The organism is Kitasatospora sp. NPDC001603, from assembly GCF_040298365.1.
In the GTDB taxonomy this organism is placed as follows: domain Bacteria; phylum Actinomycetota; class Actinomycetes; order Streptomycetales; family Streptomycetaceae; genus Kitasatospora.
Window position 1 is genome coordinate 1 of sequence record NZ_JBEPAA010000132.1, and the last position, 13,387, is coordinate 13,387.

The 13,387-nt window shown below is 69.4% G+C and carries 9 protein-coding genes and 4 pseudogenes; 7 read left to right on the plus strand and 6 right to left on the minus strand.

The genetic code is table 11. From position 1 onward, the window contains the following. From ABT263_RS37495 to ABT263_RS37510, 4 genes are all read right to left on the minus strand, one after another. The coding region (locus tag ABT263_RS37495; RefSeq protein WP_352298067.1) for an IS3 family transposase at positions 1-502 on the minus strand (502 nt) is incomplete at its 3' end. Beyond that, positions 499-807, minus strand: coding sequence for a transposase (locus ABT263_RS37500; protein ID WP_352298070.1), 309 nt, complete (start codon positions 805-807; stop codon positions 499-501). The genes ABT263_RS37495 and ABT263_RS37500, both read right to left, overlap by 4 nt. A gap of 854 nt (positions 808-1,661) precedes the next feature. Next, entirely contained in the window at positions 1,662-3,353 is a 1,692-nt protein-coding gene (locus ABT263_RS37505; RefSeq protein WP_352298073.1) for a DUF2079 domain-containing protein, read from the minus strand. Between the two features lie 71 nt (positions 3,354-3,424). Then, positions 3,425-4,846 carry a DUF2079 domain-containing protein gene (locus tag ABT263_RS37510; RefSeq protein ID WP_352298076.1) on the minus strand — a complete coding sequence of 474 codons (1,422 nt, stop codon included), beginning with the start codon at positions 4,844-4,846 and terminating at the stop codon, positions 3,425-3,427. A gap of 964 nt (positions 4,847-5,810) precedes the next feature. On the opposite strand from ABT263_RS37510, the gene ABT263_RS37515 reads away from it, so the two are divergent. The 3 genes and pseudogenes from ABT263_RS37515 to ABT263_RS37525 form a co-directional block, all read left to right on the plus strand. Continuing rightward, entirely contained in the window at positions 5,811-6,140 is a 330-nt protein-coding gene (locus ABT263_RS37515) for a hypothetical protein (RefSeq protein WP_352298079.1), read from the plus strand. A gap of 10 nt (positions 6,141-6,150) precedes the next feature. Next, positions 6,151-6,720, plus strand: a pseudogene (locus ABT263_RS39005) (hypothetical protein); the annotation flags it as partial. Positions 6,721-6,777: 57 nt separating this feature from the next. After that, positions 6,778-7,395: pseudogene (locus tag ABT263_RS37525) on the plus strand (transposase); the annotation flags it as partial. A 138-nt stretch (positions 7,396-7,533) separates the two neighbouring features. Here the strand turns inward: ABT263_RS37525 and ABT263_RS37530 are convergent. Beyond that, positions 7,534-7,680, minus strand: a pseudogene (locus tag ABT263_RS37530) (IS5 family transposase); the annotation flags it as partial. A 3-nt stretch (positions 7,681-7,683) separates the two neighbouring features. On the opposite strand from ABT263_RS37530, the pseudogene ABT263_RS37535 reads away from it, so the two are divergent. The 4 genes and pseudogenes from ABT263_RS37535 to ABT263_RS37550 form a co-directional block, all read left to right on the plus strand. Continuing rightward, positions 7,684-8,145: pseudogene (locus tag ABT263_RS37535) on the plus strand (ISL3 family transposase); the annotation flags it as partial. Between the two features lie 343 nt (positions 8,146-8,488). Next, the gene (locus ABT263_RS37540; protein WP_352298084.1) at positions 8,489-9,718 is read left to right on the plus strand and encodes a 1-deoxy-D-xylulose-5-phosphate synthase N-terminal domain-containing protein; all 1,230 of its coding nucleotides are present in this window, start codon (positions 8,489-8,491) and stop codon (positions 9,716-9,718) included. Continuing rightward, positions 9,624-10,298, plus strand: a complete 675-nt coding sequence (locus ABT263_RS37545) for a transketolase C-terminal domain-containing protein (protein WP_352298087.1) — start codon at positions 9,624-9,626, stop codon at positions 10,296-10,298. Before ABT263_RS37540 ends, ABT263_RS37545 begins: the two co-directional genes overlap by 95 nt. 286 nt (positions 10,299-10,584) lie before the next feature. Beyond that, a complete protein-coding gene (locus tag ABT263_RS37550) occupies positions 10,585-12,231 on the plus strand; it encodes a serine/threonine-protein kinase (RefSeq protein ID WP_352298089.1) in 1,647 nt (548 codons plus the stop codon). 630 nt (positions 12,232-12,861) lie between these two features. Here ABT263_RS37550 and ABT263_RS37555 read toward each other — a convergent pair. Then, complete coding sequence (locus ABT263_RS37555) at positions 12,862-13,272, minus strand: hypothetical protein (RefSeq protein WP_352298092.1); 411 nt, start codon at positions 13,270-13,272, stop codon at positions 12,862-12,864. Positions 13,273-13,387 lie beyond the last annotated feature (115 nt).

Consider the following 13,387-nt stretch of genomic DNA (forward strand, 5'->3'; position numbering starts at 1 on the left):
GGTCGGCCATCGCGTAGCCGACCACCTCGCGAGTGGCCAGGTCGATCGCGGTGGCCAGGTAGAGCCAGCCCTCCTCGGTCGGCAGGAAGGTCATGTCGCCGACCAGCCGCATCCCGGGCCGCGGTGCGGTGAAGTCGCGACCGATCAGGTCCGGGGCGAAGACCGGCTTGCGGGCCTGGCGGGTCAGCCCGCGGCGCCGGCGCCGGGTGACGCCCGCGATGCCGCGCTCGCGCATGATCCGCTCCACCTTCTTCCGATTGACCGCCCGGCCCTGGCGTCGCAGTTCCGCATGAACGCGCGGGACGCCGTACGCGCCCTTGGACGCGAGGTGGATCACCGTGATCTCGGCGGCGAGCAGGTCCTCGGCCCGTTCCCGGGCACGGCGGGCCTGCTCGCCGGCGCGCCAGGCGTAGAAGGAGGAGCGGGCGATGCCCAGGACACGGCAGATCCGCTTGACGCCCCAGGCGCCGTGGTAGTCCTGGACGAAACGGAAGCGGATCACCGTGTCGTCTCGGTCGCGAAACAGGCGGCCGCCTTGCGCAGGATCTCGATCGTTTTCTGCTGCTCGAGGTTCTGGCGACGCAGCCGGGCGAGTTCCTCGCGCTCGGGGCTGGTCAGCTCTCCGGGACCGCCCTCGCCCCGGTCGGTGCGGTCCTGTTTGACCCAGCCCCGCAGTCCCTCCGGGCTGACTCCCAGCTCACGGGCGATCTCGGTGACGTTCCGGTGCGGCGACGACCGCACCAACGCGATCGCGTCCCGCTTGAACTCCGTCGTGTACCGCTTACTCATGTTGTTCTTGGTTCCCACCTGAAACTGCTTCCTCCGGGCTCACATGTCCCAGTGTCCAGGTGTCCAGCCGCAAGGTGGAACTTCAGGCCAGGTCAGGTCGCTTACGCAGGTTGCGGTGCATTTGGCGGATGATCGGCCCGCCAGTGCGGACCTTCTGGTGCTTGCACCACGTCGGATAGTGGAAGTACCGACGGTCGTCGCAGCCGGTGTAGCGGCAGATCGCGCCAACCGCGGCGAGCTGCCGGAGGTGGTCCTCGACTCAGCGCGGCCGATCTCCTCGCGCATCGGCCAGACGATGGCGGGCGAGCTCGGCGCCAAGGCAAGGCGTTACGCCGGCATCCGGGCGGCAGGTTGGGGTTCCGCTGCGTACGGCAGACATGCGATACCCCGTGCTTCGTAGGAGCGCGCGCGGCGGTCCTTGGGCGAAGAAGTCCCGCTGCGCGCGTGGTGGTGAACCGACGCCCTGCGGGGTGTCGGACCCGGCGTTCGGAGTTGGCAGCTCCAGGACGCCGGTCTCACTTCAGGGCACGGGCGGCACCCTCGGTGCCGTCGCCCCCGCAACCATCTGCGCCCTGTGCGGTGGGAGCCGGGTGCACCGGACCTGGCACTGGCTGTGCAGTCTCACCCCGACGGCCGTGGTCTTCATGGTCGGCCTCTCGCTCGGCCGGGCGCCGTCGCCTACCAGGTGGCCTGGCTGCCGATGCTGATCGTCTTCAGCGTCGTCTGGGGCGCGAACCTGCTCGCCCTGGGCGGCATGGTCGCCCGGTGGGTGACGCCCGGCCGGGGCCGCCACCGGATGGCCACCTGACCGCGCGCCGGTGGTGCCCCCGTCCCCCGGCCAGCGGGGGACGGGGGCACGGCACCACTGGTGATCAGCCCTCGAACAGGTTGTGGCCGACGTCCGAGGGGACGATCTCCTTCACCGGGGTGCTGTCGCTGTCGGGCACCCGTGTGCCGGGCACCGGCTCGTCGCTCTCTCGGTGCAGCAGCACCACCCCGTGCTCGGCCCAGACCTGCCGGTAGCCGTGGGCGAGCAGCAGGTCGATCCGCTCGGCCTGTTCGGCGGCGGTCTGGAACGGGAACGTCCGGGTGTCGGAGCGGATCAGCACGTAGTCGCGCCCGCGCGGCACGCCGTCCACCAGGACGACGTCGGTGCGGCCGACCAGCCGGGGCACCACCTGGTTGTCGGCCTCCACCACCGCGCCGTCCGGGATCTGTCCGGCACCCCGGAGCAGAGCCGCGTTGCTCGTCGAGGGGCGCCAGGAGGCCGGGGTCAGTAGGCCGATCCCGCCCAGCATCAGGCTGCTCACCAGAGCGATCGCAACCGCCACCGTTCCCAGGCCGTACGCGGTGCGCCGCCCGGCTCCGCACCGGGCGTACAGGTCGCCGAGCGCCTCCAGGGTGGCGGTGAGCAGGACCGGCCAGAGGAAGGCGTCGTAGTGGTGGGTGATCGACCAGTGGTTCGGGTTGTCGGACAGCACGCGCTCGGCGAGCAGCGGCAGCAGGCAGAGCGTGGCGGCGGAGCGCAGCGGCACCAGCAGCAGGGTGCCGAAGAGCCAGAGCACCAGCAGCGGCTTGATGCTGGCGTTGGTGGCGACCTGGACGAGCAGCAGCGGGTCACCGAGCAGGTTGCTGAGCGCCTCCACGGCGTTGGGGCCGATCGAGCCGTAGACCCAGTAGTAGTCGGGCTGCCCGCCCATCGCGGGGATCAGCCGGACGATGGCGAGGGCCGAGGCCAGCGGGCCGCCGATCAGCAGGCCGGCGCCGAAGGCGAGCGCGCGCCGGTCGCCGACCCGGTCGCCGCGCGGGCGGTTGCGATAGATCAGGACGAGGCCGTACACGCCGACCAACAGGCCGAGGTCCTCCTTGGTGGCACAGAGCAGGGCGGCGGCGAGGGCGGCGGTGCCCCAGCGGCGGGCCAGGCCGCGTTCGAACATCAGCAGGGTGAGCGGGACGGCGAAGGCGACCTCGTGGAAGCCGCCTCGGGCGGCGGCCAGCAGCGGCCAGCCGAGGCCGTAGACCAGGCCCGCCAGGTCGGCGACCCGGCGCACCGCTCGCAGGTGCGCGGGGTCGGACGCCGTCGCACCTTCCGCTCCACCGGTCGTCCCGTCGGCCTGGCGGGTGAAGCAGTAGACCGCGATCCGGCGGATTAGCGGGACGCCAGCCGCGAGCAGCAGGGCCTGCCCGAGGAGCAGCGTGCGCGGGTCCTCCCAGATCCAGTAGAGCGGGGCGAGCGCGGCCAGGATCGGGGAGAAGTGGTCGCCGAGCAGCGAGAACTCGGGCGGGAACTCGTGGTGGTAGCTCTTGACCGGGGAGATCGGCAGACCCAGGTGCGCGTAGCCGGCCACACCTTGGTGGAAGATGCCGAGGTCGAAGCCGCCCAGCCGGACCGCCGACCACTGCTGGAGTCCGCACGCCGCGGTGACGGCGAAGCAGAGCAGGGTCAGGACGGCGGTCCGGCGACCGGAGAGCGCGCGGATGCCGGGGGTGAGCGGGCGCACGGCGCGCGGCAGCAGCGGTCGGCTCGGGCGGGTGGACGGGCTGAGCCCGGTTTCGACTGGCACGGGATCCCTGACGTGGTCGGAGGCGGGCACGAGGACGGGTGCGCGGGCGGGCCGCGGCTCTTGGCGACGGCTCAGCCGGCCTCTGGGGTGCCGGGGGCCGGTACGTCGGGCGCCACCGGGACGTCCGCGCCGGCGGCGCGTTTCAGCAGCGTGATGCCGTGGTCGCTGCGCACTACGTGGAAGCCGCCGCGCTTGGCGGCGGCGACCTCCTGGCGTTCCCGGTCGGGCGACAGCGGCCAGCCCATCGGCTGCTCCTCGTCGACCACGATCCATTCGGCCGTCGACCACTTCTGCGGCCAGCCGAAGACGGTGACCTCGCAGCGGTTGGTCAGTTGCGGCACCAGCCGGTTGGACGCGGCGACCCGGGCGTCGTCCGGGACGGTGGCCAGCACCGAGCGGGCGGCCTCGACCCGGGCGGGGGTCCGCCACAGCTCGCCGGTGAAGAGTTGACTGAACGCGAAGCATGGCAGCAGCGCCAGGGTGACCGTCAGGCTGACCGGCAGCGCCGCGTGGGCGAGCCAGCGGGGCAGCACCCCGCCGCGGCCGCGCGCCTTCACCAGGACGTCCACGAAGGCGGCGAAGACGATCGGCATCAGCACCGCGCTGTAGTGGTAATTGGTGCCCCAGTAGGCGGGGTTGTTGGAGAGCAGCCGCCAGCCGAGGGTGGGCAGCGCAACGACCATCAACGGGGAGCGGACGGCCAGCAGCGCGGTCGGCGCGAGCAGGAGCAGGACGGTGGTGACCTTCTCGCCCGAGGTGACCAGGTCGAGCGGCAGGGCGAGCAGGTTCCGTCCGCCGGAGCCGCCGCTCAGGTTGTCCCAGTACGCGAAGCTGCCGCTGGGGCTCATCGCCGGGAGCAGTACCAGGAGTTCGAGCAGCGAGGCGCCGACCCCGAGCAGGATCCCGGCCGCGCCGATCCGGCGGTCGCCGCGCCACAGGATGTATGCGCCGACGGCCGCCACGGTGATGCCGAGGTCCTCCTTGACCAGGACCAGCGGCGCTGCCCAGGCGAGGGCGGCCACCCAGCGGCGCTCGCCGAGCGCGGTGACGGAGAAGGCGATCAGGGGCACCGCGAAGGTGATCTCGTGGAAGTCGAAGCCGAGCGCCGAGGCGAGTCCCCAGGAGAGGCCGTAGCCGAGGCCGGTGACCACGGCGGCGACTGGTCCGAGGCCACGCAGCGCCCAGCGGCTGATCGGGACGGCGGCGACGGCCATCGTCGCGGCCTGGGCCAGCAGCAGGGTCTTCGCCGAGGGCCAGAGCCAGTAGAACGGGGCGAGGGTGGCGAGGGCGGGCGAGAAGTGGTCGCCGAGCAGATTGAAGCCGGGACCCTTGAGTTCGACGATCGGGCCCCGGCCCTCGGCGTAGCCGCGCACCCCCTGCTCGAAGATGCCGAGGTCGTACCCGCTGGTGAGCAGGAGTTCGTGACGGCGGGCGGTGAAGAAGGCGTAGACAAGGAACAGGGTGAGAGTGACTCCCCAGGGGATGAATCGCACCCGCCGGTCGGCGGGGGTTGATGCGATCGACGGTTCGTCGGCCTCCGTCCTTCGGTGGAGTGGTGATGTGGGTGCATTAATGGTCACTGAACATTCCGTCGTTCCGGGTGCGAGTGGTTACCGGCGGCGATTCGAGGTGGCGGGCAGGTTCAGCCATGACCGGACGCCGAGCGGGTCGGCCCCCAACGCGAATCTGCCGCGGTCGGGCCACTCGGGCTCGGCGGGTCGGATGCGCAACACGCCGTAGTGCAGAGTGGCCGGGATCTCGCCGGAGTAGGGCGGGTCGGCCGTCGAGTCCCCGGTCGGACGCGGCGTTAACCGGCGGCTGAGGTTCGCCTTCTCCTTGATCAGAAGAACGCGCCACGGGTCCAGGGGCACGCTGGCCGGGTGGGCAGGATGGCCTCGTTCACTAATCCTACCGTATGGACAGGCTGCCCATTGGATGGGAATCGTCCGCCGTTGAGTGCGGGACTTGCAGGTCGGTGCCCGGCCATGGCGCGTCGGGCTTGCCCCTCTGGTGCCGTCCGTAGGCAAAGCGGGGTCGGGGGTTTCGTGCGGCGCCGGACTTCGTCCGGGGGTGGCCGACGCCTACTTCTCCCGATCGATCATCGGCGGGTAGGCAACCCTGGTCGGCGGCAAGGTGTTTTAGCGGTGTGGCCATTGCCGGGCCCGCCGACGACGTTGCCGCAGCTGGTCAGTGCGTTGGCTGCGTGTCGGCACCAGGAGAGGTTGGTCGAGACTGGCAGCATGCTCGCCCCTTCCGGAATCCAACGTTGAACTTGAAGTGGGAAGACATAAGCAGAAATGAGGATCTACTGTCAATCCGATGGCATGAGTGCGCCTAGCCGCAGAGGTCTTCCGTCCGCGGTCCGACCGTCGCCCTGCTGGTTCCCACGTTGAATTAGGGTGCGGAGATTCGTTGCGGGACGACGTTCCTGGAGGCTTGGCTCCAAGCGATCGATCGATGCACAGGCGCGGTCGGGCGGTCGAAGCACCGGTGCACCCCATCCGGCGTGCCGACCTCCAGGCGCATCTGCGCGCCGGACTACGGCCCGGGAGTGATCAGGACGGTTCCGGTTCGGCGCAGCTGGGCGGCGAGGCGTTCGAGATGCGGGGCGCCAGGCCGGTGGGGGTCGCGGCCCGGACGCCGGTCCGCGACGTCCTGGAGCCTGCGGCGACCCGAAACTGCCCCCACAGCGACCAGCCGATCACCATCGTCGTCCTGCTGGCCACCCCCGAGGCCGCCCCGCCGGTCATCCGCCCGGCTCACGAAGCGCCCCCGCTGCAGCGATGAGGACTTTGCCGAGTGGTACCCGGTCGACGGGCGGCGTGGGCTGTCGCCGGCGCGGCTCGCGTTGGTGTCGGTGCTGCAGTACGCCGAGAACCTGACGGGCCGGCAGGCCGCCGAGGCGGTCCGGTGCCGTCTGGAGGGGAATGGCTGTCCGCCCTGCCCGCGGACGACTGGGCTCCCCGCTACGGCCGCCCGGTGCGCTACGACCGGCTACCAAAGGAGACGAAGGAGCGGGAGCGGTACGCCCTGGCGGTCGGCGAGGACGGCTATGCGTCTGCTGCGAGCCGTCCTTGGGCCAGGTGCCCCGGCCTGGCTGCGGGAGTTGCCGCAGGTGGAGGTCCTGCGGCAGGTCTGGGTCCAGCAGTACTGGTACGACGAGGAAGACCGATTGGGCTGGCGCGGGCCCAAGCAGACCCGCGATCGGCCGAGCCGGCGCCACAGTCCTCGGCGGTCGATGGCCGCAGAAGCCTCCGACGGGCGGCCCGACCCCGCCTCGGCCCGGGGCCCGTGGTCGTCGGTGGAGATCGTCTCTCCCCACGATCCGCAGGCCCGCTTCAGCCACAAACCCGGCAAGGCCGAGTAGGTCGGCTACAAGGACCACCAGACCGAGACCTGCGACACCGGCCTACCGAACGTGACCGTGCACGCCGCCACCACCCCGGCACCCGAGCAGGACATCGGCACCCTGGAACAGATCCACTCCGACCTCGCCGCACGCGACTTGGCGCCAGCCGAGCACCTGGTCGACGGCGGCTACACCAGCCCCGCCACCATCCACCGGGCCAGGACCGAGTACGGGATCGACCTGGTCAGCCCGGTCCGACTCCCGCCCAGGACACGAGCCCTGCCGGGCTTCAACAAGGAAGACTTCCTCCCCAACTGGGCAGAACGGACGCCCACTTGCCCCAACGGCGCTACCAGCCCACCTTGGAAGGCGACACTCGCCGACGGCCAGCCACGCCTGTCCGTGCTCTTCCCCCGGGCCGTCTGCCGGGCCTGCGACGACCGCCCCAAGTGCACCGGGAACGTCGACGGCAAGGGTCGCCACCTCCTGCTGCTGTCGCAGCCCCCGCAGGAGATCCAGAACCGCGTCAGGAACGAGCAGCGGACTCGGCCCTGGCAGGACCGATACGCCGTGAGGGCAGGCTGCGAAGCCACCGTCTCCGAGACCGTCCACGCCCACGGCCTGCGCAACTGCCGCTACCGAGACACCGCGAAAACCCACGTCCAGCATGTCCTCACCGCGGCCGGAACCAACATCATCCGCCTCAGCCAGCACCGAGGTGATGGTGGAACAGCCGACCATCCAGGCCAGGCCACCTGCTTCCAGCAACTGTGCCAAGAATCGAGCGTCGATGCCGAGCGTGGCGCCGTGTTCGACGACGGCGTTCTTCTATCCCATGTCGGCCCAGGCCTTACCGACGGTCGGGTGGTCGGCCGCGATCCCGGTCAGCAACTGTCGGCCGGCGGTGCCGTCCTGGACACTCGCGGCGGTGACCAGCACCGCCAGCAGCAGGCCGATCGTGTCGGTGACGATGTTCCGCTCGTTCTGCGCGACTACCTGCGACCCCTGCGATCCGGCGCCCAGCCACAGGATCGCTCCACCCGGCCGCCCTCGGTCCGCGACGTGACCACCTGGATCACCCGTCACCCCGACAGCCTCACCACCGACGAGACCCTCAAGATCAAGGGCATTCTCACCCGCTGCCCACAGCTCGACGTCACCGCCGACCACGTCCGGACCTTCGCCGAGATGATGACCGCCCGCACCGGCCGCGACCAGCTGGCCGGCTGGATCGACCAGGTTAAGGCCGGCGGCCCGCCCGAGTTGGTGTCGCTTGTGAACGGGATCGGTTCTGATCTTGGGGCGGTGGTGGCGGGGTTGAGTCTGCCGTTCAGCTCGGGGGCGGTGGAGGGGCAGGTGAACCGGATCAAGATGCTGAAGCGGCAGATGTTCGGCCGCGCGGGCCTGGACCTCCTACGCAAGCGCGTTCTCCTCGCCGTGTGACCGGCACCCGTTCCCGGCACAGGCAATGACGATCACTCACATCAGCACTGAAAGTGATCCAGAACCTCGTTTCACCCGTTGCCGACAGGACCAGCCGGTCCCAGGGCGTTCCGGATCGCGGCCCGAACTCGTCCGTCCTTTCCGAGGCACAGACGGACGCGTGGCCACAGTGCCGCCACCACGGGTCGGAGCTACGCCTCCCGACATCATGGCGGCCTCGCCATCAAGCAATCGACTCCCGGCATTGCGAGCCTCAGGCCCGGATCACCTGGAGCCGACGTCGATGAACAGTGTCACGGGAGGTCTGTTGCACATCAGGAAAGATCTACCAGCCTTACGGTCAATGGATCCTCGCCAGGTCGAGAATCTTGCGGCAGAGATCCGCGAGTCTCTGCTCGAGAGCGTCCCCTCAACAGACGGGAAGCTCATGCCCGGGCTGGACGTCGTCGAACTCACCCTCGCCTTGCTGAGGGTCTTCAATCCTCCCAGGGATCACATCCTGTGGGGTGCCGGTCGCCACGCTCACGTCAACCGGCTTGTAGCGGGCCGCTCCGGCCGAACACCCGGCCCACCGAACGGGTTTGCCCACGATGCCATTGAAAGCTCGCAGTGCTGGACAGCGCTCTCCTGGGCTGACGGCATGACATCGGCCCGCCACATCAGAGGACTCCGCGAAGACACGGTAGTAGCGGTGATAGGCAGCGCGGCATTGAATGAGGCGCTGGCTTGGGAGGCCCTTCGACTCCTGGGTGCGACACCGCAGCGCCCGGTCGTCGTCGTGCTGAACGACGAGAGCCGTGCGCCGGGAACCGACTACCGAATGGTCTCGCGACGGACTGACACGTCTCGCGATGCTCGACAGGTTCGGTTCGAGCGCACAGGCATCATGTATCTGGGGCCCGTGGACGGCCATGACACCACCGCGCTGGAAGCGAAACTGCGCAATGCCGTGAAGCTCGACCGGCCGGTGGTGCTCCACTGTGTCACCGACCGAGGACGTGGCCGCCCCGAGATCGCAGCGCCCCCGAGGAGCGGCCTCCACTCTGCCGGCCCGACCCACCTCCTCTCCCGGAAGCACCGGATTGCCCGGTCCGACTGGGTTTCCGCTTTCGACCAGGCCCTGGCCGGCCTCGGGACGACATACCCCGATCTCGTCGCCGTGGCAGCGGGCTCGGGCGAGCCCTTCGGACTCAGGGGCTTCATGGAGCGCTTTCCGGAGCGCGTGGTCGATGCCGGCCCCGCTCAACAACATGTGGTAGGTGCTGCGGCCGGCCTGGCACTCGGAGGTGCCCACCCAGTGGTGGCGATCGACGCAGGCCATCTGAACCGCGTGTTCGACCAGGCACTCCTTGAGGTGGCACTGCATCACGCTCCCGTGACCTTCGCGCTCCATCACGCTGGTGCCACCGGCAACAGCCGGTCGTCAGACAAGGGGCGTGTGGGACCTGTCTTTCCTAAGCCTGATACCGGGCCTACGTGTGGCCGCACCACGCGACATTCCCTTTCTGCGATCGGCGCTGCGCGAAGCCGCCGCCCATCAGCACGGGCCGACCGCGCTCCGTTTTCCCAATGAGTCCACCCACCCCGTCACCCCGGCCGTCGGACCGTTCGGCACCGTCGACGTTCTGGCGTCCTCCCCTCACAGAGACGTACTCCTTGTCTCTTTCGGAACGATGGCAGCCACCTGGCTGGAAGCCGCACAAAAGCTGACTGCACGCGGCCTCGGGGTTACGGTCGTCGATCCACGCTGGGTGAAACCTGTTCCGCCGGAGGTGATTTCATTGGCCGATGGGTTCCGCCTGATCGGAACGGTCGAAGAAAACACTCTCGTCGGCGGCATGGGCACTGCGGTCACCCAGGCTCTCAGCAAGGCCGGCATCCGGCAGGCAGTCTGCACTTTCGGACTTCCGGAAGGTTTCCTCAAATACGGCTCGCGCCCGGACGTCCTTGCCTTCAGCGGCCTCACGCCTCACTACATAGCCGACCGGCTCATGAACATCCTCCTGGCAACCGAGCTGGAAGGAAAATCGCCCCAGCACCTCGACATGTCAGGCAGACCAGCTCCTTCCACCCCCTGGGGCCGCTTGATAGCATCGTTCAACTTGCAGAACGCCGTCCCGCCCCTGCCCGGCAACGCTCGTCGGGCCCTTTAGCGAGACTGTCTCTCACCCAGTGAGACGGACGAGGCGTTCGTTAGCAGCAAAGAGCTAGAGCTGAGCTGGCGGTAGCTGGCCATTCACACGGTTGGGTCGGCGACGAGGCCGACCGCTTCGCCGACATCGCAGCAGCCCTCATCGGCCCCCGGAGGCTCTCCAACCGAGATGCTCTTCGAGGTCAAAACCTGTGGCCCGCTGTGCGTGAGACTCACCCGGACAGAGTCTGCAGCGAGCTCTCCCGTCACGACGACGACAAGCGATGCGGAAGAAGAGGGGGTCGCAGATGGGTGTGCAGGACGGGCCGGAAGCGGTCGAGGCGGAGCGGTTGCTGGCCGGGCGGTACGAGCTGGGCGAGCGGCTCGGCCGGGGCGGGATGGGCACCGTCTGGCGGGCCTGGGACCGGATGCTGGACCGCGAGGTCGCGGTCAAGGAGCTCACCGTCAACGACCTCCCCGAGGAGGACCTGCAGATCCTGCACGCCCGGATGAAGCGGGAGGCCAGCGCGGCCGCCCGGATCAAGCACCCCGGCGTGATCACCGTGCACGACGTGCTGGAGCAGGACGGCCGGCCGTGGATCGTGATGGAGCTGGTCGACGGCCGTTCGCTGGCCGACGTGATCAGCCAGGACGGCACCCTGCCGCCGCGCGCCGCCGCCGAGGTCGGCAGCCAGGTGCTCGCCGCGCTGCACCGAGGCCACCAACTGGGCGTGCTGCACCGGGACGTCAAGCCCGCCAACGTGCTGCTGGAGCGCGGCACCGGGCGGGTGGTGCTGCTGGACTTCGGCATCGCCAAGTACGAGGGCTCGACCGAGCTGACCCGGCCGGGCGACCTGGTCGGCTCGCCGGACTACCTGGCGCCCGAGCGGGCCCAGGGCGAGCGCCCCGGGCCGGCCTCCGACCTGTGGGGCCTCGGGGCGACGCTGTACGCGGCGGTCGAGGGCCAGTCGCCGTTCCGCCGGGACTCGCCGATCACCACCCTGGCCGCGGTCGTCGACGAGCCGCTGCCGGAGTCGCTCCGGGCCGGGCCGCTGGGGCCGGTGCTGGCCGCGCTGATGGCCAAGGACCCAGCCGAGCGGCCGACCGCGGACGAGGCGGCCCAAATGCTCGCCGAGGTCCAGGCCGGGCACACGATCGGCTTCAAGGCCGTCGCGCCGCTGCGGGCGCCCATCCAATCGAAACCGACGGAGCAGGACGGTGCCGCCGGGGAGACGGGAGAGCGGCCGAACCGGCCTCGTGCTACCGCCGGGACACACACCAATCCGGTCGCACCGGTACCGCTCCCAGCCTCGCCCGCGCACAGCCCGAGTAGGGGCCGGATCGCTCTTGTGATCGTCGCGATCGCACTGGCCCTCGGCCTTGCAGTGGCCAGTGAGGTATTCCTCGTCACCCGACAGGACCCCGGACCCCCAGCAGCCGCCACCGACCCGAACACACCGACGGTCCCAGCTCCCACCCTGGAGGCCGCCCCGGAACCAGCGGCGCCCGACGGCTACCACTGGGTCGACGACCCGGCCGGCTTCCGCTTCCCGCTGCCCTCGGACACCCCGACCTGGCAGCGCAGCACCACCTCCGACAACCAGATCTACTACAGCCCCGACAACAAGACGCACTACCTGCAGTTTGCCGTCACCGCCGGGCAGTCGGTGAAGCCGCTGGAGCACATGCGGCAGATGGAGGGCGCCGTCTCCAAGTCCCTGAAGGACTACAAGCAGCACAAGATGACCAGCGTGGCGGTCAACGGCCACGAGGCCGCCGTCTGGGAGTTCAGCTACGCCGCCCAGGGCGGCGGCCGGCGGCTGGCGGTCGAGGCCGAGTTCCTCGACGACGACGGCACCAGCTACGCCATCTACCTGTCCTGCCTCGACGCGGACTGGCTGGAGGGCGAGCGGCGGTTCACTACTGTGCTCAACCACTTCACCCCGACGCGCTGACGGCAACTGGTCGGCACCTGATGCCGCCGGAGACCGCACCGTCAGCGTGTCGAGCAATATCAGTCCGGTCGCCTGCTACGCCTACAGGGCAAGCGGCGACGCCGGTCATAACGACTGCTTGACGTTCTGGCTAGTCCCGAGCGCCGGAGTGTTCGGGGAGGGCGATCCGGCCGAGGCGTGCGGCGAGGTGGGAACGGCTTCGGGCGTGCGCAGGGGAGGAAGACTCGTGCCAGCGACGTCCGGAGTCGGTGATGTGGTGTCGGACGCGCTCGGGAAGCTGCTGCCGGGTGACGATGGCGGCCGAGCGCCGATTTGCCGGACTGATTGGCTGACCCTCCGCAGGCGATGGCCGTGAGAGGCAGCGTGATTACGGAGGCCGCTACCCAGGCACGTACTGCCACGGAGAATTTCATTTCTATATTTAGCCATTCTCGAAATGATTCAAGCATCCATTGATGATTCGCTCGAATATTGTTTCGTCTACTGCACGCGACGACCGGAACCCCCTACGCCAACAACTATTCCGACGCCCGGACAGCACCGTTGCTGCACAGGGAACGCGGGATGCAGCTTGGGGCAAGGTGGAGTGGCGCGACCCACAACCTCGCCCCAAACCCTGCGCGTCACCCGTTACCGGCGATGGAAAACGACCTTCTCGCCGAACCGATCGGTATTGCCGTAGTAGGCCCAGTTCCGGAAGCCGCCGTCGCCCTTGTGGACGAACTCACCGTCGCCCTTGAAGACCACCCAGCGGTACTCCTTGACCCCGAAGGCGACACCGCAGGGGATCGCCTTGGCGCTCCCCTGGGCCACGACGCCGTCGAAGTGCGAGGACCGCTGCGCAGTCGCCTTGAAGACGATGATGTTGCTACTGGTGTCGGAACCCCATCCCTGCAGCTCACTGATCTTCGACCGCAGGTCGCACGGGTTCAGGAAGTCACTAGCGGACGCCGACTGCGGCACCGCGACTGCCAGCGTTCCCGCCACCGCGAGAGCGGCCACAGCCCGCGCCGCCACCCTCTGTGTCGTTCGCTTCTTCACAGCTCTCCTTTCAGGCCTAGTGCTGAATTCCCCAAGTAGCGGGTATATGGCCTCCGTTGGGGTGAATTTGGTGCGGCAGGGGGTGGGGTGTGCCGGGGTTGTTGCGGGCCCGGGC